Source organism: Lactobacillus sp. M0393 (assembly GCF_016102025.1).
GTDB classification, from domain to species: domain Bacteria; phylum Bacillota; class Bacilli; order Lactobacillales; family Lactobacillaceae; genus Lactobacillus; species Lactobacillus melliventris.
On the sequence record NZ_JACFPK010000001.1, the window covers coordinates 71,094 to 90,846 of the forward strand.

The following is a 19,753-nucleotide window of genomic DNA, read 5'->3' on the forward strand; positions in this document are numbered from 1 at the left end:
AACGAACAATATTCTTATTTCGGCGGTAATTCTTATCCTGAACTTCACAGTGTTCGCTCACTCAGATCAGTTTTGTAATAACCGCGACCTCTATTGCATTGGAAATTATTTAACTTAGAAAAATAATAGGCTATTAAAAGCAACTTGTCAATAATTTTATTTAAAAAATATTTTATAATTATCTCATTTATTTTCTTTTACTATTTTAAGGGTCTGGTGAAATTCAGTTTTCACTGCCAGCCATTGCCACTTTGGTAAGCTTTCTTTTTCATTCTGGAAACATACGGGTTGCCAGCTACATAGTAACGCAGTTTTTTATTGGCCCATTCTAGTTCAGACTGGCTAACACCGATTCTGGCACTGGTTTTAATTTCCTTAGCCAGCTTTTTGTGACTGTCATCTAAATCAATTTTAAAAGGGGAGTCAGTTAAGAAGTGTAAATTCCATTTTTTACTGTGAATGCCAAAAGCCTGCATCATTTTCGCGGGGCCATTAGTTAAAAGGACACCGTCTTTACCCCCGCGATTTTTAGTCATCTGCTCTATGCCCCAAACTGGTTCAATAGCTCTGATTAAAACTCCTTGCGGCTCATTATATTCTTGCGTTGCAACATCAAAAAAGAAATATTGTCTTTGAGCATAAATATAAATAGTTCCACCTTTTCTATAAAGACCTTCATTAGCTGGGCTGCGATGACCGCCGTATGAATGAGCTGCGCGATCTTTGACCCCTAAATATGCTTCCGCTTCTACAATGTAGCCACCCATAATATGTTCACCGTCATTGTATGTGAGGGGTCTGCCAATTAAATCTTTAGTAATAGTGGCGGTAGATTTATTAGTAAAATAAGTTGAGTAATTCATTTTTTCTTCCGTGTAGTAAACTTAAATTAAAAGGGGATATTAGCATGACAAAGATAAAATTAGTACGCATTTACGATCATGAGCAACCGCTCGGCTACCGCATTCTAGTTGACCGTCTGTGGCCACGAGGTAAAAGTAAAAAAGATGCAAATATAGATGAATGGGCAAAAGAAATTGGTCCCAGCACCGAATTGCGTAAGTGGTTCAATCATGATGATACTAAATATTCTGAGTTTCGGCAAAAATACATAAATGAATTGGACCACAATCCTGTGACTGCTGCCTTTATTGCCAAAGTTAAAGCTGAGCTGGTTGAACAAGATGTTCTTTTTCTTTATGGTGCAAAGAATAAAGAGCACAACCAGGCAGTTGTGCTCAAAGAATACGTTGATCAAAAACTATAATTTGCGTTTACTCTTTTTAACACGTAAAAAGTGAAAAGCAATAGTTAAAATTAGAATACTGAACACGATTAATGCAAAGGTCGTATTAGGTAATTCGTAGTTCAGTGGTGGCAATGACAGCAATAGTTTAAAAGCAATGATGCCGATTAAAATATAAGCCATTGGCTGCAATTCAGGAATAATATCCATCAATTTGATGATGATTTCAGCGACGCCCCGCATGCACAAGATACCGATCATGCCGCCAATTAATACTACTACCGGATTACTGGAAACCGCTAGGGCAGCTAGCACTGAATCAATTGAAAAAACGATATCCATTGCTTCAATTGAAATAACGGTCCGCCAGAAAAGTGACAAAAAATGTTTGCCCTTTTTAGGGGTATGCTTAGTAATTTTTGCACTTTCAATCTTTGCGCTAGTGGCAGCCTTTTGGGGATGCCTTTGGTCGTAGAAAAACTTAAAGGAAAGATAGAAAAGATACAGACTGCCCGCTAATTTTATCTCCCAGAAATTGATTAAGTAAGTACCAATGCCAATCACGATAAAGCGAAAAATATATGCACCCCAAAGGCCATAGAACAATGACTTTTCCTGTCGTTTTTTATCAGGCAGAACCTTGGTTTGGGCTGCTAACACAACCGCATTGTCAACGGAAAGCAAGCATTCCATCAGAATCAGGGTTAAGATGGTGAGCCAATCTTTACCACTGGTTAACACGTGGATCCAGTTGCTGCCACTAAAAAAGGGAGCATACATTTTAAAAATTGCCATTTAAAAGCTCTTTTCTAGTTCAGAATTATTTTTAATTACTGTGTCAAATTTTAACAAGTAATAACTAGTGCTCCAGTAAAAAAAGCAATGCGAATAGCTTAAAGAGCCTGCTTAAAAATTTAAAGCTGCTTAAAAACATCTAGAGCATCCGCAATGATGGCAGAAATGCCTTCTGCGGGAATGGCTGTTTTATTAATTGCCCAAACTTTAGCGCCAGCTTGCCTGTAAGATAAAAGTTGGGCAAAAGGATAGACTACAAAACTAGTGCCTGAAATAATTACTAAGTCAGAATTTTGCATGGCGTTCACAGACTTTGCCAAACTGTCACCATTAATGGCTTCACCGTATAAAACGATTCCTGGTCTGATAATACCGCCACAATTTTCATGACGGTAGGACTTCGCATATTCAGCGTATGAAACTGATTTATGACATTTAGTGCAGTAGATATTATAGAGACAGCCGTGAAATTCGGTTACGTGCTTATTGCTAGCTTTCGTGTCCAAGCCGTCAACATTTTGGGTGATTAAATCTCCTTTTTCATTGCAGATAGCGGCAATTTTCTGGTGGATTTCGTTTGGCTTGGCGCTAGGGAAGTACATATTATCCATGACGAACTTGTAGAAAAATTCAGGTCGCTGATAAAGCGTTTCTTCACTCAGAATTGTTTCCGGACTTTCAGAAACGCCATCATAAATACCGTTTTTAGAACGATAATCAGGAATACCAGAATGAGTTGAAACGCCGGCACCAGTCAGAAAAGTAATGTGGCGTGCCTGATCAATATCATTTTTTAATTCAGTTATCTTGTTAGAATTAATCATAATTTTGCCTTTCTTAAAACTAGTTTTACTATTGCTAGTTTACTACAAGATTTTGGCTGTGAGATAGGGTTATTGCAATAAAAACCATGCTGTCAGAAATTGATAGCATGGTTTTTATTAATTATAAAATTTGAATGTCGTGTTCCCTGCACTTAGTAACCATATCTTGAGGCCAGACGCTTGCTTGAACTTCGCCAATGTGAGCTTTACCAAGCAAAAGCATGCATAAGCGAGATTGCCCAATTCCACCACCGATGGTATAAGGCAATTCTCCATCAAGCAACATGCGGTGAAATTCCAATTTTTCACGGTCCAGACAATCAGCTTTCTTTAATTGTTCGTGGAGACTTTCTGGACTAACGCGGATACCCATAGAAGAAATTTCAATTTTTTGTTTCAAGGGCTCATACCAGAAAATCAGGTCACCGTTTAGTTGCCAATCATCATAATCTGGTGCACGACCATCATGAGGTTTACCACTTCTTTTGAGCTTGTCGCCGATTTTCATAATAAAGACGGCTTTTTCTTTTGCAGTTATCTTGTTTTCCCGTTCTTCAGGACTAATATCCGGCCAGCGGTCTTCTAATTCTTGCGTGGTAATAAAGTAAAGTTTCTCAGGTAGGTGGTAAGTAGAAGCGGGATAGCGGGAAGCGCAACCAGCTTCAATTTCCTTAATTGCTGCAAAAATTTTAGTAACGGTGCTTTTCAGGGTTTCCTCTGTTCTTTCCTCTTTAGCAATGATTTTTTCCCAATCCCACTGATCCACATAGAGCGAGTGGAAGTTGTCTAAATCTTCATCGCGGCGAATGGCGTTCATGTTAGTGAAAAGTCCTTCGTGCATGTTAAAGCCGTATTTTTTTAGTGCCATTCTTTTCCATTTAGCAAGGGAATGCACGATTTCAAGTGTATCATCTGCAGGCAAATCCTTAGCATCAAAGGCAACTGGACGTTCAACTCCATTCAGGTTATCGTTAAGCCCTGTATGCTTTTCGACGAAAAGTGGGGCAGACATCCGTTGTAAATGTAATTTTTTAGCTAAAACTCTTTGAAATTCTTCACGAATATAAACGATAGCTGCTTCTGTATCACGAATTGTGAGAGTAGGATGGTAACCTGCGGGTAAAATTAAAGTCATTGTTTTGACCTCCTATAAATTAAGGAAAAGAAAAAGCCCTTTATCCCGTTTTTAATAAAAACAAGGACGAAAGGCTTTTTCCGCGGTACCACCTCAATTGCCCTAAAGGGCCAACTCATGAAGCACTAACATGCTTCACCAGCGTGGTAACGTACTGGAGACGACACAACCTACTTTTACATGAATTTCAGCGTGCTGCTAAAAGTGTTTTTCAATAACTCAGGGTCTAACGGTTTTGCACTGTCACCGATTCACTTAAAGAGATAAGCTATTTACTCGTCTTTTTCACTGCATTTAATTTGATAATAATTCAATCATAATTTTAATAAAAATGCAAGTAAAATATCATTAATGTTGATTAACCGCTCTAAAGACTGCGAGTCTGTTATAATAGATGAAAATACAATTGAGGAGAGTCATATGATAGTTTTTTATCTAATTCTGGATGCCTTACTTTTAGGCTACACCTGTTATAGTTGGTACTGGCAGGCAAATATTGATTTAAAGGGACATTATCGCTCCTCTTCAATTATTTGGGCCGTGATTTTTATCTGGATCGGTTTTACCTGGCAATTAATTGAAAAGGGAGACCCGGGTTTAAGTATATTTTTAGCGATTTTCTTGATGATCGGTATAATTGACGGCTTTACAGGTCTGGCACCAAAAAGGGCCGTAGTTTCAGGTTACTTTCGCCGAACGATTTCATATTCGGAAATTGCAATGGTAACTTTAATTAAAGTACCTAATCCAAAGAAAAAACAGGTAATTTGTATTTTGACAACCCAAAAGAACAGACAATATTACCTGCGCTTTTCCAATGGTGTTGCGCAAATTGTTGAGGCGCTCAAAAATCACATTCATCATGATATTCATATTGAAATTCAGGATATTTTTTAAGTCACGTAAAAGCGTGTCTTTTTTTGAATTATTTTTCTTCCCAGTTCATTTCCAAATATTTAGTAAAACCGCCCTTAAGAGCGCGTTTTTTATTGACCTGATTTAAAAAAGTGTCCTGGTCAACGTTTTTAAATTTGAGATAGGCTAAAATGACTTCGTAAACGTCACCCAACTCTTCAATTAAATTAGTTTCGGTTTTAGCGGCAAGAACTTCGTTAGTTTCTTCAATTAGTTTTTGCTTTAATGCTGGTTCAATTTCTGCTGGAGCAAGTTTGCGATAAGTAGCATAATGAGCAAATTCTGGAATTTTATCTCTGACTAGTTTTTTCATTTTAATAGACCTTTCTTAGCTGTAATAATTTATATATTATTATACTGCTAATAATTATAAATAATATGTGAAAGCGGTAACAAGATGTAGTAAAATTAACGAGTAGAGATATATTTAATAAAGAAAGTGTGACGAAATGCGTAATAATGATTTTAATGATGTGGTTCAAAATCGTCATTCTGTGCGCCATTTTGATAAGAGTGTCAAGATTCCGCGTTCAGAATTTAAGGAAATGTTTGAAGAAACAATTACAGCACCATCAGCTTGTGATTTACAAGCTTGGCATTTTGAAGTAGCTGATACACCAGAAAGCTTGGCTAAAGTAAAAAAATATATGATGAAATTTAATTATCCTCAGGTTGATAGCTGCTCTGCTGTTGTACAAATATTTGGCTATAGTGATGCTTACAAGTCCTATCATGAAATGTGGAATAAGAATTATGAAGAGGGCCAAATCACTAAAGAAAAATTGAATGAAATTTTAAGTACTTTTTTGCCATTGTATGAAAATGGCAGCTATGAAATGCGTGCAACAGATGCAATAGTTGATAGTTCTTTAGCTGCAATGCAATTTATGTTAGTTGCTCGTAATCATGGTTACGACACGAACCCAATTGCTGGTTATGATGTTTCCAAAGTTGCGCAAACTTTTAATCTTGATCCTAAACTTTATGTGCCAGTTATGGCAATTGCTATCGGAAAAAGTAAGGAAACTGCAGATTCTTTAATTAAAACAACTCGCTACCCAGCTGAAAGTGTTTATCACTTTGCGGAATAAATAATAGCGCATTTTAAAAGCCTTCCGTTGTGGAAGGCTTTTTGTTAATTATAAAATTGGTGAAAGCATCCGTGAGAAACTTTGCAAAATCTTGAGCCAGCGACCTTGTTTGGCTATATCCTCGGGTGTTAATAATGATGAATCTTTCATATCATCTGCAAAAGACTGTGCGACTTCACTGGTAAAATTTTTATCATAAAAAACGGCAACATCTTCAAAGTTAAGATCATAAGAGCGATAGTCTTGATTCATTGAACCAACCGTAGAAAAAGTGTCGTCAACCACAATTGTTTTAGCATGAATAAAACCTTTATTATAAATATAAATTTTAATACCATAACGAGATAGTTCATTGGCATACCATTGTGTGGCGCGGTAAATAAAAGGGTGATCAGGTTTGCACGGAATCATAATTCGCAAATCAATTCCCGACATAGCAATAGTTTGCAAAGTCGCAAACATCGCGTCGTCAGGAATTAAATAGGGTGTCTGAATCCAGAGTCTCTTTTTAGCTAAAGACATTAGGCGCATAATACCATTACGCATATTAGCATTGTAACGATCGGGCCCATCTGAAATTATCTGTGTAGCTACGTCGCCGGGATGAATTTCATTTTCATCTAAATTAGGGAAAAGAACAGTATTAAATGTGATTACTTGGTTTTCCTTTTGAATGGAAGCATTCCAATCCATGACAAATCGTTCTTGCAAAAGTAGAGAGGCTGAACCGACAATTCTCACCTGACTGTCACGCCAATAACCAAACTTTTTCTTGCGACTGAGATATTGGTCACCAATATTAAAACCGCCGGTCCAAGATGTTTTACCGTCAACTACAACAATTTTGCGGTGCAAGTGGTAGTTAATCCGGTAACGGGTAATCATATTACGTGAAGTAATAAAAGGTAATACCACACCACCGGCTTTTCTTAGTTGGTCAAACCAGGCTTTAGTTGCTCCCATCGAACCCCAAGCATCATATAGTAAGCGTACAGATACGCCTTCTTGTGCCTTTTGAATCAGCAAATCGAGGAAATCATTGCCTATTTCATCATTATAAAAGGTGTAAAATTCAACATTTACAGACTGTTTAGCTTTTTTGATGTCACGCATCATGTCGTGAAACATGATTTCACCATCGGTATAAAGCTTAACGTGGTTATTTTTACTTAATGGTGACTCACCATCGTGATCAAAAAAGTGTATAACCATCTTAGCCTTATTTGACGTATCAGATGTACTGATTTTTTTAGGAGCAGCAGTAATAGATTTTTGGACATTTCGCAACCCAATATGATGTTGTTTGTTAATAGCGAAAATATTTTCCTGCGAAATTCCCCGACCGAAAAAGCCGTAAATGATCATCCCTAAAACTGGAAAAACCAGCAAGATAATCAGCCAGGCCCAGGTTGTTGAGACAGAGCGTCTTCTGTGAAAGACGATGTAAAAGGCTAAGATAGTATTAGTAATAATGATGATGCGTCCTATGTCACGGAGCAGAATCACACTTATTTCCTCCAAAAATCAAATTACTTTTTAAGACCAATAAATTTATCAATAATGTCGATAACAAAGGGATTATCATGCATCCAACTGTGTTCTGCGTACTTTTTACCGCGAATCTCAACTTCATGATAAGATTTGGCATAAGGTGCTAAAACGTAGCGGATGCTTTTAGCAGAAGTCACGGAAATAAATTTATCGCTGTTGGTGTTGTCTAAAACATTGCCATAAATGTTTAGCACTGAAATATTGGGATTAAATCGTTTGCGTCTGAGCAAAAGATACAGGTAGTGCAAGTTAACTACAGCTGGACGACCCTTTTGGTTAAAGGCATTAACGTTAGGAATATCTCCTAAGTAAACTACCCCGTCAAAGGGACCAGCGATAAAAGCACATTTGACCAAATGAGGGAACTGCTTTTTACGGGATTTGCGCATCTCTGTGCGTACGATGCAGGGACAGGCAAGAGAGTGTGCAATTGCCGAATAGTGAGAAAAATGGTACCTTTGAGCTAAGAATGGTAATGTAAAACGCAAGTAGTAATCAATCGCATAAACGCCAACGAGGCGCTGGCGAAAAACAACTTGTACAATGGGATTTCGATCACCTGTCCAGGTACCTTCGAGCTTGAAGTTACCCAGTAAGTCAGTAGTTACTTTGAGATACTTCGAAGTTCCTTTATCTATCAGAGCCTGCTGGACCATTACCTTGGTGGTATAGTCGCCGCCACGAAAGCCATGAAAATAAATTATCGGTACTTGTTCAAAGTCACCTTTTTTTGGTTCAATGGTGGCGTTATCTTCAATTCTTTTTTTATGTAAACGCAAAAAAATACGAGTTGGTGCAAAAGTTGCCAAAGCAGCGAGAAAAAGCATACTGAGCCTGCTGGGCTCTTGTGCAAGATCACGTTTGTGGTTTTTTTCCACTTCTTCCTTGTATTTTTTAGTATTGAAGAACATAATACCACCTTAAAAATAGAACTACATCTATTTTAGCATTGACTAGACAAATTAGTGAAAGGAGAACATATGAAATTTTATGCAGTAAAAAAGGGCCGCAAGCCAGGCGTTTATCGCACTTGGGATGAAGCCCGAAAACAGGTTGATGGCTATTCTGGTGCTGAGTTTAAATCTTTTAGCAAGATAACGGATGCTACAGAATATTTGGATTGGGATCACGAGACGGTTCAACAGGTCTTTCAAAAAGACGAGGACTCTTTAAAAGAGGCAATTGCCAAGATTCAAAGAGAAAGCCGTAAAATCAAGGAGAAGCCTTCTGCTGCGGCAACTTCTCCCCAAAAGAATAGAGCATTAAACAAGGCAACTAAAGCGCATCCGTCCAGCTTTTTTGCCACAATCTATACGGATGGCGGCACCCGCAATACCGGTAACTTTAAAGGCGGCCATGTGCGTGCAACGGATAAAGCTGCATGGGCCTATCTAATTGAATGGCAAGAAGATGGCCAACAAAAGTCTGCTTATGATTCAAACGGTGAGTTTGGTGCGACTAACAATAAGATGGAATTAACTGCTTTGATTGAAGCTCTCAAGAAATTGCTTGAGTTAAACTTTAACCACGAGCCACTACTGTTTGTACTCGATTCTCAATACGTGCTAAATCCCATTACCAAAGGCTGGCTTAAAGGTTGGAAAAAGCGTGGCTGGACCAAAAGCTCTAAGGGTCCAATTGCGAACCTTGAATGCTGGCAGGAGTTGGATCAGCTCTTGGGTGAATTTTCTCAGACCAAATTTGAATGGACTAAAGGCCACGCCAATAATCGCGGTAATGAATTTGTTGACCATACATTAAATAAATTTATGGACCAAATGTAATTAGTTAAAATGTAGTGACTATTAAACCGCCAAACAGGTGACTGAAAAATGAAGTGATGCTGTGCCAAATTTGTTCCAACCAATTGCGGTTTTCCGGGGTATTTATTTTATCGAAAATGTCTTTTGCATTCTGTTTAATGTTTTTTGATAAAGCATCGGCTTGATCCCTAAATTTATGATTTTTTAAAGCACCAGAATCACGCACTTCAATTAAGATGTTGATTATTTGTTGTTTCTGATTGTTGTTAATGACATCGCCAAGATGATTGATGTTAATTTGGTTGTTAACAATGTCATGAATTTGACTGTTTGAAATATTGTTACCGATTTTGCCCATTTCCTGCTTTGCACCTGCAACAGCATTGTTTAGTTGCGCATCACTATAGCCGTCTTTATCTTTATTTTCTTTAGTAATTTTACTCAATGTGTTTATTTCATCTTGAGCTGCATTAACCTGGCTCTGATTTAAGTTTTCCCCGGTTTTGCTGTAAGCGGCGTAGACACCGGCTAAAGCACCTGAACCATCAATAGGAACGGCACTAGTAACGTAAATATTAGCGTCAGAAATACCGGCAGTTAAGGCGGCATTTTTATATTGATCGGATGTGATTGTGGTAATATTGTTGCGCCCTTGATAGTCAAGGATGTGGACGTTAATACCATTACCAGAAGCAGTCTTTTCAATCATCGCACTAGACCAGACACCAGAATTAGTAGTAAAGTTGGCACCAGATGGGTTAAGGTATTTGACTAAGTCGGCACCCGTGATGGTAATAGTTTGATAGCTAGCGCCCTTTAGAGGTTCGCTGAGAGTTTTTAACGTGCCGTTTTTTTGCGTTTCAGTCAAAGACGTTCCCAGGCAAACTACGGGCAAATCATCTGCTTTAACTGTTTGCTTAATAGTGCCACATAAAATGGTACTAAAAAATAACATTGTAATAATAGCTAAAATAGTTTTTGCTTTTTTCATATGTAATTAGCTCCTTTTAACTGTCCTTAATTATACTAAATGATAAACGCAAAAGTTTAAATTATAGTTATGTACTACTTACTTTACGTTATTTTTAATATTTAAGATGGTATAATAACAAAAGTGAAGGAGGAAGCTATGACTGCGCAACCTGAATTAACTGTCATCATGCCAGTTTACAATGTTGAAAGATACTTGACTCGAGCACTTGATCATTTAGCACAGCAAGATGATCCGAATTTTAAGTTGTTAATTGTCAATGATGGTTCAACGGATAATACTAGAAAAATAGCTGAGAGCTATCGTGAACGATTCCGTTACTTTAAAATAATAAATAAGCATAATGGTGGCCTGTCTGATGCGCGTAATGTTGGTATTGCAAACGTTGATACACCATATTTTACTTTTCATGATGGTGATGACTGGGTAGATTCTGGTTATACAGCTTTTTTTGTCAATGCCTTTCATGATCATCCCGATGCTGCAATGGTTTCTTGTGGCTTTTGGCTTGATTACGAAAATAAGCCGGGCTCGGTTCCTGTCACTAAAAAAGTTGTACGGGGGATGAAGAGTAAGGCTAGAACGTACCAGTTAATCAGTAATCCATTTGGCTCTTTATGTGATAACCATTGCTTGGCTACTCCTGTTAAAGGTTATACTTGGAACAAGGGCTACAAATTGGCGGTTGTACGCCAGAATCATCTTAGTTTCAAGAAAAATTTGGCCTTTATGGAAGATCAAATATTTAATGTCCAATACTTAGCTTTAACAGAGGGCTTTTATTGTGATAGCAAGCCTCTATATCATTACTGGCAACGGAAAGACAGCATGGTTCATCACTTTAATTCAAAAATGATTCCTGATAATTTTAAAGCGAATTACATTATTGTAAAAATTATCATCCGTAGCTTGTGGCATGAACATAAGAAGGAAAATGGTTCTAATCAGAAGTTGATTGAGGCTAGTGAGAGAGACCAAAGATGAGAGAAAAAGTAAATGGTAATGAACTTTATTACAGTAAATTAGGTAAGGGCGCGCCCCTTCTTTTATTGCACGGACACCATTTAGATGGTGGCATGTTTGATCAAATAGTGGCTCCTTTGTCTCTTTATTATACGGTTTATGTGCTGGATATGAGGGGTCATGGTCTGAGTCAGGGAGAAGCAGCAGAGCACTACCAGACTGAAGTTGAAGACCTTGCGGCTTTTATTAAGCAGGTTCATATCAGAGGCTGCTATTGCTTTGGCTTTGATGCAGGCGGCTTGGTGGCAATGATGCTGGCTAGTCAAGATCAAGATATCTTTAAAAAGCTGATGATAGCGGGCGTTTTTGTTAACGGTAATGGCATCAGGTCCTACCACTATCTTACTGAAGGTTTTCTGCGTTTTTTACGCATGAACCGGGACAGTAAAGTAGAATTATCAGAGAGCTTTATGTCGGTTGACAGCTTAAAGGCAATTAAAATACCTACCTATTGTGTAGTAGGTGAAAAAGACTGGGTTAAAGTAGAGCATGTTCGCTGGTATAGCCAGATTATTCCTCAAGGACAGCTTTTGGTTATGCCCAGGCAAAAACATGAAAGTTACGCCGTAAGGAGTTTCAAATTACTAAACTTAATGGAAGACTTTTTCCAATAGGTCATTGAATTCTAGAAATAAGAGTAAATTCGTATAGTAGAAGCCGAAAGTATCTTCGGCTTTTTGCTTGAATTATTACTTTTCTAGGCACTGATGACTTTTTTGGTTATAATAGACTTGCAAAGATTGTATTTTTTAAAAAACGAGGTAGCTATGAACAAGGAAGAACTTCTTCAGTTAATGCACCCAATGAAGCTAATTGGGCTCGGCGGAAATCCCGCTTTAAATGAAAAAATTGCGCAAATATTGAAAAAGCCGTTAATCGAAACTGCTGTGCAGCATTTTAGCGATGGCGAAATCCAAGTTAATATTGGCGAAAGTGTCAGGGGGTGTGATGTTTTTGTCATTCAGTCAATTCAAGATCCTGTAAATGAAAACTTTATGGAATTAGAAATTGTTTTAGATGCATTGCATCGTGCTTCAGCGCATAGGGTTAATGTAGTAGTACCATATCTGGCTTATTCACGCTCAGATACCAAAACTCGTTCACGGGAACCAATTACTGCTAAACTCATAGCTAATTTATTACAAATTACTGGTATGGATCATTTAATTGCACTTGATTTGCACGCTTCACAAATTCAAGGCTTTTATAATGTTCCGGTTGATCATTTGCATGCTATGCCGTTATTAGCGCAATATTTTATTGATAATGGTATTGCTACTAAAGAAGAAGATGACATTGTAGTTGTTTCACCGGATCACTCTGGTGCTAAACTTGCCCGTAACTTTGGCCAGTGCTTTGATGCTCCTATCGCAATTGTGGATCAGCGCCGTGCCCGTTATGATGCGGATGTACATGATATGATCGGTGATGTTAAAGACAAGAAGTGCATTATTGTTGATGATTTAATTGATACCGGATCACGCATTTCTTCTTCAACCAAGTCTGTTTTAGCAGCTGGTGCCAAGAAGGTTTATGTTGCTGCCACACACGCACTGCTCTCACAGAACGCGCTTGAAGTTTTGAATGAATTACCAATTGAACAAATTGTAGTAACTGATACAATTAAGCACAGCCATTATCCGGACAGAATGGTCCGTATTTCTGTTGATTTGCTTTTGGCGCGAGGAATTAATTATGTATATAATGATCGCTCAATGCATTTGTTAAGTCAAAGTGATTTAAAGTAAAGACATATTAAATGGCTTGCTGATAAGATTTGTTTTTTAATCTAAATTATAAACATATAATATACCGGTGCCTTTTTTGTTTATTTATTCTATATCATTGGTATAATTAAGGCAAAATGTATAGGAGTTGAGAAGACATTATGGCACGACGTAAAAATTATAAAAGAAGACGTACAATTTTAAGTAATACATTTCACTTAATTAGAGAAAATGGATTGGATAATGTTTCATTTCAAATGATTGCAGAAAAGTCGGGAATTTCCAAATCCTTACTGCAATCGTATTATCCACATAAATCAAGCTTGATTACTGATGTAGTGCGCAATATTCTTAATACATTAGATAAGCAGGTGCAAAAATTCGGCGTTAATAAGGAAGACGAAGTTTGTGCGCGTACTAAAGCCTTTATTTATGCAATTGAAATGCTGGGAATCAAAGATGAAGGTCTTAAGCGCATTATTACAGAAGTGTTTAAGAGTAACGAATCGTTAGATTTTTGGAGTAAGACCATTAATGACTGGTTAAAGGAAAAACAGCTATTTAACCACGTGGACTTTGATGCAAAAGAAGTACGGCTGGGAATTGCTTTTGTTGTAACAGGCATTAGTCGTCTTTATTATGATAATAAAGAATATGACGTTTCTCCTGAAGAAATAGCAGATTATGGTACAAAATCATTTATGTATAGTTTCTTACATTGTTCAAAATCTACTATTGATAAAGCGCTCAAAGAAGGTCATGAGATTATCGAATCTACCGATGATGAAACCATTCATCATGCTATAGATACAATGTTTGATGAAGACAAGGAGATTGTCTGTTAGAAAGGAAAAATATGGCAAATGGCGCGCGAGATGGTTTGCACAGAATAAATAGAGAGCAGAACGAGGATTATAAAAAAGTTCTGTCCTTTATTATCTTTCTGATTGTGTCGCTAACCATGATTACCGCTACTTTCCTAAATCCCTTTTTCATGAAAGGGCAAATTAGAAGCAATAGTAATGAGGCTGTAGTTGTCAGGCAGATCAACAAGCACTTTGATGCTTTAGCAGAAATAATTGGTGCTAATAAAAATGGCAACGCTAATTTGTTGACTACGAAACAAACACAGCCAATTGCCGACCATATTATTGACTATACGTTGGGTACGCCATGGTTTAAATTCAGTAATATGAAATTAGCCAAGCAAATTTTGCATGACATTGATTTAAACGTTGATCAAGGCGTATCTAGTGATGCCCAATTAGTACAAGAAAAACTAAAAGAACAGGAAAATAATGCCCCATATGACGTAATAGATGCTTTTAATTTGAATACTATTACACTTGGGGGCAATGTCGCTTTTATTTTATTAATCGTTAATGTAATCATACTAGTAATGGCTATTATTAGTTTACGGTCATTAATAAGTGATATGAAGTTATTTTTAAATTCAAAAATGCTGACTCACGAAGTTACCGCATCTGGTATGTGGGCCGGGTTTTGGTTAATATTAATTGCGGGCGTATTGGCAGTTATACCCGTAATTTTTAACGTTGAAAGCTTAGCTGTATTAGGTTATGTATTGGAGATTAGCAGCAGTATTTTCCTGGATTTTGTAATTATCGGAGTTGTTCTTTATATCCTGAGTGCGATTCCATGGGAAATTAGCTCGCCAAACAATTAGTTTGCTTGGCTTAAAAAGCAATTGGTCATTTTTACCAAAGGAAGCTCATATGAAAATTTATTTTGCAAATGCTTTGTTTTCACAAGCAGAAATTAATTATAACGCGCAATTAGCGGCAAAAATTCGGCAAATAGATGATGCCATTGATTTATATTTGCCCCAAGAAAACGCGTCAATTAATGATAAACAAGCGTATGCCGATTCTAAAATGATCGCTCAGGCAGATACCGAGAAGCTAGTTAATAGTGATTTGATGATTGCGGTGCTTGATGGACTTAGCATTGATAATGGTGTCGCTAGTGAAATAGGTGTGGCTTATGCAAAAGAGATTCCCATAATTGGCTTATACACTGATACACGCCAACAGGGTGCTACTAGCCAGGAAAAACTGCACGCTCTAACTCAGATTGCTGAAAATCAGTTTCATTATGTTAACTTGTACACCACGGGTTTGATTAAGCTTAATGGAACTATAGTTAATAATGAAAAAGATTTGTTAGCTGCTGTTGCACGCTACCTTTAGAGTTTTACTCAGTTCAAAAAATATCTACTTAAAGATGCAAATAACTCTCTGAAAATAGATATTAATTCGTTTTAATAAGAACCATATTTCGCTTAAGTTTCGAAATATGGTTTTTATTTATTTAGTTTTATCTATATTATACCCCGACATTTTATATAATGGGGTATAATATAGATAAGAGAATGTGACTAAAATGACTAGAAAATCTGAATTGGAAAATTTGTTGAAACAAAATAACTATGTGCTGTCTAGAAAACAACTCACAAAGAAAAACTTTTCAGGACAACAAATTAAGAGCTATCTTAATAACAATACGTTAATTTTGATTGATAAAGGAATTTATGGTAGTCCAAACCATTTGGAAGATGCTTTTTATACTATTCAGCTTAGGCTCAAGAAGGGAATAATATCGTTGAGGTCTGCACTTTATTTATATGGTTTGAGTGATCGTGTTCCAGATAAAATTGATCTTACCTTTCCGAGAGGATATAAAAATTCGCAGCTAAAAGAACAAATTGTGCCCCATCAACAAGTACTTCAAATGTATAATTTGGGTATAGAAATAGTAAAAACTCCTAGTGGAAATAATGTTAGGGTTTATTCTATTGATCGAACTATGGCAGAAATATTACGACCACAGAATCACATTGATCCTGAAATAATAAATAAAGCTTATAAGCAGTATTTAAAACAGCCGAATAAAAATATTGCCAAATTGCTGTACTTTGCAAGAAAATTCAAAACTGTTAAAAAAGTTCAAGAATACCTAGAAATATTGCTATAAAAATGAAACTTTTATTGCCCAAAAACTAGAAACAGTATTTAGTCGCAGTACTGCTAATACTCGAATGAAAGACTTTTATGACATATATGTTAAACAAGCTTAGAAAGCGAACTGATTATAAAAAACTAAAGCTGAACTTACTTATCACTAGAATTGCTTTAGAAAATACTACTATTTCAAGGAACAGCTTTAATGAAATTTTTGAAAAAGTAAATAAGGGAAATTATTTATGGCAAATTACATTAAATGACATAATAGGATACATCATTTGCCGAAATTTTTTATTATTGAATTGATTCAGAAGGATTTTTAAGTTGAAACAACTTAAAGGTGTAACTGGTTAAGCCCGTGATTTTTACTTCATATTCATGTCCAACTATTAGTGGGATTGATCCAGGATAATAAGTGATAATAGTTTCAAAATTGCCATAGCCAGTATAACTATAATTATGGACATTCTTAGCCTGATAAGTTTGGGCAGTATCCTTATCAGTAATGGTGATTATTGGATTGCCGTTAAAGCTTTGATCTGAAAGATAGACAGACCAGGCAATATTTTGACCTTGCAAAAGCTCGATTGGAAAAACGCCGCTGCTGGGATAAGTTACCATTTCTTGGCTGGGAGCACGAAAAACGTCATCAGGATTAAAAACTTTTTGAACAGAATAGCGGTAGCCATTCTTACCGTACGCAGCGCCTGCTCCAGTTGAAGTTAAGCGTGTTGACAATAGCCATGCTCGGTGACCAGTGTCAGCGCCGGTTAAGTTATATTGGTCGGTTAGCAGATCAGTAATAACATCACCAGCTGTTTGATCACTAGTATTGAAATTAAGGTTAGCTTTGCTTGAAATATTGCGCGCTAACTGCCAAACGTTTTTGTTAATTACTTTCGGACGCTTTTCAAAAGGCAGGCTATGTTGGTTAATCCGAGGGTTGGCATTAAGTGCGGCCAGCACAGCTGCAGTTTTTTGTGCAGCAATATTATCCTGAAAGTTTTCTCTAACGGGAGTCAAGCCAAATAGCTGTCTATAATAGTTGGTGTAGGCTAATTGACTATTAAGGTAAGCAGGAACGAGTGCTCCTTGTTTAAATCTGTTTTTAAACTGGGGCTTGCTCAAATAAAGATTATTAAAATTAAAAGTGGTAGTATCAAGCTGTGCATATTCCTGTTGTAAATGGGCTATCTTATTTATTTCGTCAGGAGTGAATTCTGCCGCATAAACTTTAGTGTTACTAAATGGAAAAATGAAAAGTAAGCACAAGAGGGCAGTATAAATTTTTTTAATCATTTAAAGAGCTCTCCTTTCTTTAATATAAATTATAAGGCAAAATTAAATTAAGTATTATTCAGATTGAAAAAAGATAGTGATATTTAATAATTTGTTGCACAAGACTTTTATGAGGGAAAAAGTATTTTGATTAATAATGCAAATATGCAACTGGCAAAAAATATTAGTATTACTTTAAATAGTAACTTAGATGATTGGGATGGGGTAACCGGCCCGGTAGACAAGGACTTGCGGCAAGTAGTAGTTCAGAAAACTACTATTAATAATGGCTATGCTTATGTTTTACAACATGTAGCAGGAGATACTTTTATTTATCGTGGTCAAAATAACAGTAATGTTTCTTTTAATAAGCAGTTACCAGTTTTACATCTAACTGGAACGGCTGCTGGTCATACACAAACTTTGGAGTATGCCGGAAGAAAGGGGCAGTGGTTTATTGGCACCAAGCCAAATGATTTGAATCCAGGTTGGTCTAGCTGGTCTAAACAAATTGCACGTATTGCAATTCCACGATATTTTAAAGTTACTGCAAATACCAAAATGCGACCGCGACTGTCCAATTTAAATTATGCAGGAGCTGATTTTGGTATCAGTTGCAGTGGAGATCAATTCGCACGTGTGGAAGTTGCGGTTTCTCCTAATTTAAATTACTTTTTAATAGCTTATGGGGATAATGACTTTACCGGCTATTTTGCACTTTATTATTTAAACGATATTAATAATGCTCTTGATCAAGCAGCAACGTTAACCAAACATGTTGATATTACTACAATAAGGTGCTTAGCTGCCTTTAAAATACCAGATTTGTCTGGTCGCATGGGATTAGTAGGGTCGCTGCAGGGATTTGCCATTGATAATAATCGGGATATCTATATTTCCAGTCAGTTTGCAGACGACAGACTGGGCCGAAACCGCAAAATTGTTAAAATTCCTTGGAATGCAGTCAATCCGTCACATTGGGAACTAATTGATTTGTCTCAGAAAAATCAATTAGAGCTAGCCGGTTATTATACTGAGCTAGAAGGCATACAACTGATTGCCAGTAATGATATCTATTTGACTGTAGCCTATCATCAGTCGTTTGATCCGGTTAATCCTGGCAAGCATCCCACAAAAATAAATAAGCTTTATGAAATAACCTGGGAATAAAACGGTATTTTTTAATATAGTATAAATTTTTTGTTTATGATTTTGTCTTATACAAGGCTTTTTGCTTATAATAAAAATAATCCTAAAAAATTGTCTAAATTACAATTCTTCGGGTTTTTCTTGCCGTATAATAAAAAGTTAAGAAATAATGCTAAGAGGTAAAAATAATGACTAAGAAAACACAAGTTGGTTTAATTTTTGGTGGAAATTCATCTGAATATGAAGTCTCAATCATGTCAGGCCACAATATTTATAATGCGATTGACCAAAATAAGTTTGATGTTCACCCAATTTGGATAACCAATGATGGCTATTTAGCAAGCGAAGAGGATTCATTTAAAGTTTTAAAAGATCCTAAATATACTATTGAGAATCCACATGAAGTAACCAATATTTCAAACTTAATTCAACTGCAGAATTTACCGGAAATTGATGTTTTCTTTCCAATTGTGCATGGTAATTTAGGTGAGGACGGTTGTCTGCAAGGACTGTTCAGAATTTTGAATAAGCCTTTTGTTGGCGATGATGTGTTAGCTTCTGCTGTAACCATGGACAAGGAATTTACCAAAATTTTAGCACAACGTGTTGGCGTCCCTGTTGCTGACTGGATTGCGATTAAACGCTTTGAATATGAAGATGATGCTAATGCCAAGCGCGACTATGATAAAGTCAGTGAGAAACTAGGTTCTGATCTATTTGTTAAGCCGTCAAATCAAGGCTCTTCAGTTGGCGTTCATCATGTTACCAATAAAGAAGAATTTGCTGATGCTTTGGCTGACGCTTTTAGATATGATGATAAGGTCTTAATTGAAGAAACCATTCACGGTACAGAAGTTGAAACTGCTGTTTTAGGTAATGACAAGCCAATTGTTTCAGGCGTGGGCCAAATTATCAATGCGGCTGGAACTTTTTACAGTTATGAAAATAAATATGATGCTGATTCCACTACTACTTTGCAAATTCCGGCAAAATTACCTCAAGAAATTGTAGATAAAGTTAGAGCAAATGCTTTAAAAGTATATCAAGTTACAGAATGCAGTGGCTTGGCTCGGGTTGATTCGACATTACGTGCCAGTGATAATAAAGTTATTTTGACAGAAGTTAATGCGCTGCCCGGTTTCACTAATATTAGTATGTATCCTAAGCTGTTTGAAGAAGTAGGTATTTCGTACTCTGAACTGATTACCCGTTTAATTGGAAAAGCGCAAGAGCGTTTTGACCATAAGAAAAACCTGTTACATAAAATTGGTTAATTAATTG

23 protein-coding genes and 1 other annotated feature are annotated in these 19,753 nt (G+C 36.6%); of the genes, 14 read left to right on the forward strand and 9 right to left on the reverse strand.

What is annotated here, in order from left to right; all coding sequences use genetic code 11:
* Positions 1–230: 230 nt before the first annotated feature.
* Entirely contained in the window at positions 231–863 is a 633-nt protein-coding gene (locus H3R29_RS00345) for a DNA-3-methyladenine glycosylase (protein ID WP_198202239.1), read from the reverse strand.
* A gap of 44 nt (positions 864–907) precedes the next feature.
* Between H3R29_RS00345 and H3R29_RS00350 the strand changes: the two genes are divergently transcribed.
* Complete coding sequence (locus H3R29_RS00350) at positions 908–1,267, forward strand: DUF488 domain-containing protein (RefSeq protein WP_174794778.1); 360 nt, start codon at positions 908–910, stop codon at positions 1,265–1,267.
* Here H3R29_RS00350 and H3R29_RS00355 read toward each other — a convergent pair.
* The 3 genes from H3R29_RS00355 to asnA form a co-directional block, all read right to left on the reverse strand.
* Positions 1,262–2,041, reverse strand: coding sequence for a TerC family protein (locus H3R29_RS00355; protein WP_198202240.1), 780 nt, complete (start codon positions 2,039–2,041; stop codon positions 1,262–1,264). The two genes, H3R29_RS00350 and H3R29_RS00355, sit on opposite strands and share 6 nt — an antisense overlap.
* Before the next feature lie 119 nt (positions 2,042–2,160).
* Positions 2,161–2,865 carry an NAD-dependent protein deacylase gene (locus tag H3R29_RS00360; RefSeq protein WP_198202241.1) on the reverse strand — a complete coding sequence of 235 codons (705 nt, stop codon included), beginning with the start codon at positions 2,863–2,865 and terminating at the stop codon, positions 2,161–2,163.
* A gap of 121 nt (positions 2,866–2,986) precedes the next feature.
* A complete protein-coding gene (gene asnA, locus H3R29_RS00365) occupies positions 2,987–4,000 on the reverse strand; it encodes an aspartate--ammonia ligase (RefSeq protein WP_198202242.1) in 1,014 nt (337 codons plus the stop codon).
* Positions 4,001–4,059: 59 nt separating this feature from the next.
* Positions 4,060–4,298 (reverse strand) — a binding site (T-box leader).
* 122 nt (positions 4,299–4,420) lie between these two features.
* Here asnA and H3R29_RS00370 point away from each other — a divergent pair.
* Positions 4,421–4,897, forward strand: a complete 477-nt coding sequence (locus H3R29_RS00370; RefSeq protein ID WP_046324153.1) for a hypothetical protein — start codon at positions 4,421–4,423, stop codon at positions 4,895–4,897.
* A 28-nt stretch (positions 4,898–4,925) separates the two neighbouring features.
* Here the strand turns inward: H3R29_RS00370 and H3R29_RS00375 are convergent, their stop codons facing one another.
* Positions 4,926–5,228, reverse strand: coding sequence for a nucleoside triphosphate pyrophosphohydrolase (locus H3R29_RS00375; RefSeq protein WP_046324154.1), 303 nt, complete (start codon positions 5,226–5,228; stop codon positions 4,926–4,928).
* A 136-nt stretch (positions 5,229–5,364) separates the two neighbouring features.
* Here H3R29_RS00375 and H3R29_RS00380 point away from each other — a divergent pair, with 136 nt between their 5' ends.
* Positions 5,365–6,006, forward strand: a complete 642-nt coding sequence (locus H3R29_RS00380) for a nitroreductase family protein (RefSeq protein ID WP_198202243.1) — start codon at positions 5,365–5,367, stop codon at positions 6,004–6,006.
* Positions 6,007–6,054: 48 nt separating this feature from the next.
* Here H3R29_RS00380 and cls read toward each other — a convergent pair whose 3' ends face one another.
* Both cls and H3R29_RS00390 read right to left on the reverse strand, forming a co-directional pair.
* Positions 6,055–7,518, reverse strand: coding sequence for a cardiolipin synthase (gene cls, locus H3R29_RS00385; protein WP_370567374.1), 1,464 nt, complete (start codon positions 7,516–7,518; stop codon positions 6,055–6,057).
* A 17-nt stretch (positions 7,519–7,535) separates the two neighbouring features.
* The gene (locus H3R29_RS00390; protein ID WP_046324156.1) at positions 7,536–8,468 is read right to left on the reverse strand and encodes an alpha/beta hydrolase; all 933 of its coding nucleotides are present in this window, start codon (positions 8,466–8,468) and stop codon (positions 7,536–7,538) included.
* A 69-nt stretch (positions 8,469–8,537) separates the two neighbouring features.
* Between H3R29_RS00390 and H3R29_RS00395 the strand changes: the two genes are divergently transcribed.
* On the forward strand, positions 8,538–9,341 hold the full coding sequence (locus H3R29_RS00395) for a ribonuclease H family protein (protein ID WP_110445460.1): 804 nt from the start codon (positions 8,538–8,540) through the stop codon (positions 9,339–9,341).
* A 4-nt stretch (positions 9,342–9,345) separates the two neighbouring features.
* Here the strand turns inward: H3R29_RS00395 and H3R29_RS00400 are convergent, their stop codons facing one another.
* Positions 9,346–10,311, reverse strand: a complete 966-nt coding sequence (locus H3R29_RS00400; RefSeq protein ID WP_198202245.1) for a DUF1002 domain-containing protein — start codon at positions 10,309–10,311, stop codon at positions 9,346–9,348.
* A 138-nt stretch (positions 10,312–10,449) separates the two neighbouring features.
* Between H3R29_RS00400 and H3R29_RS00405 the strand changes: the two genes are divergently transcribed.
* The 8 genes from H3R29_RS00405 to H3R29_RS09200 all read left to right on the forward strand — a co-directional run bounded on the left by H3R29_RS00405 (position 10,450) and on the right by H3R29_RS09200 (position 16,158).
* On the forward strand, positions 10,450–11,295 hold the full coding sequence (locus H3R29_RS00405) for a glycosyltransferase family A protein (protein ID WP_198202246.1): 846 nt from the start codon (positions 10,450–10,452) through the stop codon (positions 11,293–11,295).
* Positions 11,292–11,948 (forward strand): alpha/beta fold hydrolase, encoded by a 657-nt coding sequence (locus tag H3R29_RS00410; protein ID WP_046324160.1) that lies wholly within the window; start codon positions 11,292–11,294, stop codon positions 11,946–11,948. Before H3R29_RS00405 ends, H3R29_RS00410 begins: the two co-directional genes overlap by 4 nt.
* 153 nt (positions 11,949–12,101) lie before the next feature.
* The gene (locus H3R29_RS00415; protein WP_198202247.1) at positions 12,102–13,082 is read left to right on the forward strand and encodes a ribose-phosphate pyrophosphokinase; all 981 of its coding nucleotides are present in this window, start codon (positions 12,102–12,104) and stop codon (positions 13,080–13,082) included.
* A 140-nt stretch (positions 13,083–13,222) separates the two neighbouring features.
* Entirely contained in the window at positions 13,223–13,906 is a 684-nt protein-coding gene (locus H3R29_RS00420) for a TetR/AcrR family transcriptional regulator (RefSeq protein WP_046324162.1), read from the forward strand.
* An 11-nt stretch (positions 13,907–13,917) separates the two neighbouring features.
* Positions 13,918–14,748: a hypothetical protein gene (locus H3R29_RS00425; RefSeq protein ID WP_198202248.1), complete on the forward strand. Its 831-nt coding sequence runs from the start codon at positions 13,918–13,920 to the stop codon at positions 14,746–14,748.
* A 49-nt stretch (positions 14,749–14,797) separates the two neighbouring features.
* Entirely contained in the window at positions 14,798–15,271 is a 474-nt protein-coding gene (locus H3R29_RS00430; protein WP_198202249.1) for a nucleoside 2-deoxyribosyltransferase, read from the forward strand.
* Positions 15,272–15,464: 193 nt separating this feature from the next.
* Entirely contained in the window at positions 15,465–16,055 is a 591-nt protein-coding gene (locus H3R29_RS00435; protein WP_198202250.1) for a hypothetical protein, read from the forward strand.
* A 13-nt stretch (positions 16,056–16,068) separates the two neighbouring features.
* The gene (locus H3R29_RS09200) at positions 16,069–16,158 is read left to right on the forward strand and encodes a nucleotidyl transferase AbiEii/AbiGii toxin family protein (protein ID WP_198202351.1); all 90 of its coding nucleotides are present in this window, start codon (positions 16,069–16,071) and stop codon (positions 16,156–16,158) included.
* A gap of 181 nt (positions 16,159–16,339) precedes the next feature.
* Here the strand turns inward: H3R29_RS09200 and H3R29_RS00445 are convergent, their stop codons facing one another.
* Positions 16,340–17,344, reverse strand: a complete 1,005-nt coding sequence (locus H3R29_RS00445) for a CAP domain-containing protein (protein ID WP_198202251.1) — start codon at positions 17,342–17,344, stop codon at positions 16,340–16,342.
* A 126-nt stretch (positions 17,345–17,470) separates the two neighbouring features.
* Between H3R29_RS00445 and H3R29_RS00450 the strand changes: the two genes are divergently transcribed.
* Positions 17,471–18,493: a helveticin J family class III bacteriocin gene (locus H3R29_RS00450; protein WP_198202252.1), complete on the forward strand. Its 1,023-nt coding sequence runs from the start codon at positions 17,471–17,473 to the stop codon at positions 18,491–18,493.
* A 167-nt stretch (positions 18,494–18,660) separates the two neighbouring features.
* Positions 18,661–19,746, forward strand: coding sequence for a D-alanine--D-alanine ligase family protein (locus H3R29_RS00455; protein WP_198202253.1), 1,086 nt, complete (start codon positions 18,661–18,663; stop codon positions 19,744–19,746).
* Positions 19,747–19,753: the final 7 nt, after the last annotated feature.

What these genes read in the sequence shown, in the direction of transcription:
- H3R29_RS00390 (WP_046324156.1), bottom strand. Translation starts at nt 8,468, where the DNA reads ATGTTCTTCAATACTAAAAAATACAAGGAAGAAGTGGAAAAAAACCAC.
- H3R29_RS00395 (WP_110445460.1), top strand. Translation starts at nt 8,538, where the DNA reads ATGAAATTTTATGCAGTAAAAAAGGGCCGCAAGCCAGGCGTTTATCGC.
- H3R29_RS00360 (WP_198202241.1), bottom strand. Translation starts at nt 2,865, where the DNA reads ATGATTAATTCTAACAAGATAACTGAATTAAAAAATGATATTGATCAG.
- H3R29_RS00425 (WP_198202248.1), top strand. Translation starts at nt 13,918, where the DNA reads ATGGCAAATGGCGCGCGAGATGGTTTGCACAGAATAAATAGAGAGCAG.
- H3R29_RS00400 (WP_198202245.1), bottom strand. Translation starts at nt 10,311, where the DNA reads ATGAAAAAAGCAAAAACTATTTTAGCTATTATTACAATGTTATTTTTT.
- asnA (WP_198202242.1), bottom strand. Translation starts at nt 4,000, where the DNA reads ATGACTTTAATTTTACCCGCAGGTTACCATCCTACTCTCACAATTCGT.
- H3R29_RS00410 (WP_046324160.1), top strand. Translation starts at nt 11,292, where the DNA reads ATGAGAGAAAAAGTAAATGGTAATGAACTTTATTACAGTAAATTAGGT.
- H3R29_RS00370 (WP_046324153.1), top strand. Translation starts at nt 4,421, where the DNA reads ATGATAGTTTTTTATCTAATTCTGGATGCCTTACTTTTAGGCTACACC.
- H3R29_RS00375 (WP_046324154.1), bottom strand. Translation starts at nt 5,228, where the DNA reads ATGAAAAAACTAGTCAGAGATAAAATTCCAGAATTTGCTCATTATGCT.
- H3R29_RS00415 (WP_198202247.1), top strand. Translation starts at nt 12,102, where the DNA reads ATGAACAAGGAAGAACTTCTTCAGTTAATGCACCCAATGAAGCTAATT.
- H3R29_RS00430 (WP_198202249.1), top strand. Translation starts at nt 14,798, where the DNA reads ATGAAAATTTATTTTGCAAATGCTTTGTTTTCACAAGCAGAAATTAAT.
- H3R29_RS00445 (WP_198202251.1), bottom strand. Translation starts at nt 17,344, where the DNA reads ATGATTAAAAAAATTTATACTGCCCTCTTGTGCTTACTTTTCATTTTT.
- H3R29_RS00380 (WP_198202243.1), top strand. Translation starts at nt 5,365, where the DNA reads ATGCGTAATAATGATTTTAATGATGTGGTTCAAAATCGTCATTCTGTG.
- H3R29_RS00435 (WP_198202250.1), top strand. Translation starts at nt 15,465, where the DNA reads ATGACTAGAAAATCTGAATTGGAAAATTTGTTGAAACAAAATAACTAT.
- H3R29_RS00455 (WP_198202253.1), top strand. Translation starts at nt 18,661, where the DNA reads ATGACTAAGAAAACACAAGTTGGTTTAATTTTTGGTGGAAATTCATCT.
- H3R29_RS00345 (WP_198202239.1), bottom strand. Translation starts at nt 863, where the DNA reads ATGAATTACTCAACTTATTTTACTAATAAATCTACCGCCACTATTACT.
- H3R29_RS00350 (WP_174794778.1), top strand. Translation starts at nt 908, where the DNA reads ATGACAAAGATAAAATTAGTACGCATTTACGATCATGAGCAACCGCTC.
- H3R29_RS00420 (WP_046324162.1), top strand. Translation starts at nt 13,223, where the DNA reads ATGGCACGACGTAAAAATTATAAAAGAAGACGTACAATTTTAAGTAAT.
- H3R29_RS00405 (WP_198202246.1), top strand. Translation starts at nt 10,450, where the DNA reads ATGACTGCGCAACCTGAATTAACTGTCATCATGCCAGTTTACAATGTT.
- H3R29_RS00355 (WP_198202240.1), bottom strand. Translation starts at nt 2,041, where the DNA reads ATGGCAATTTTTAAAATGTATGCTCCCTTTTTTAGTGGCAGCAACTGG.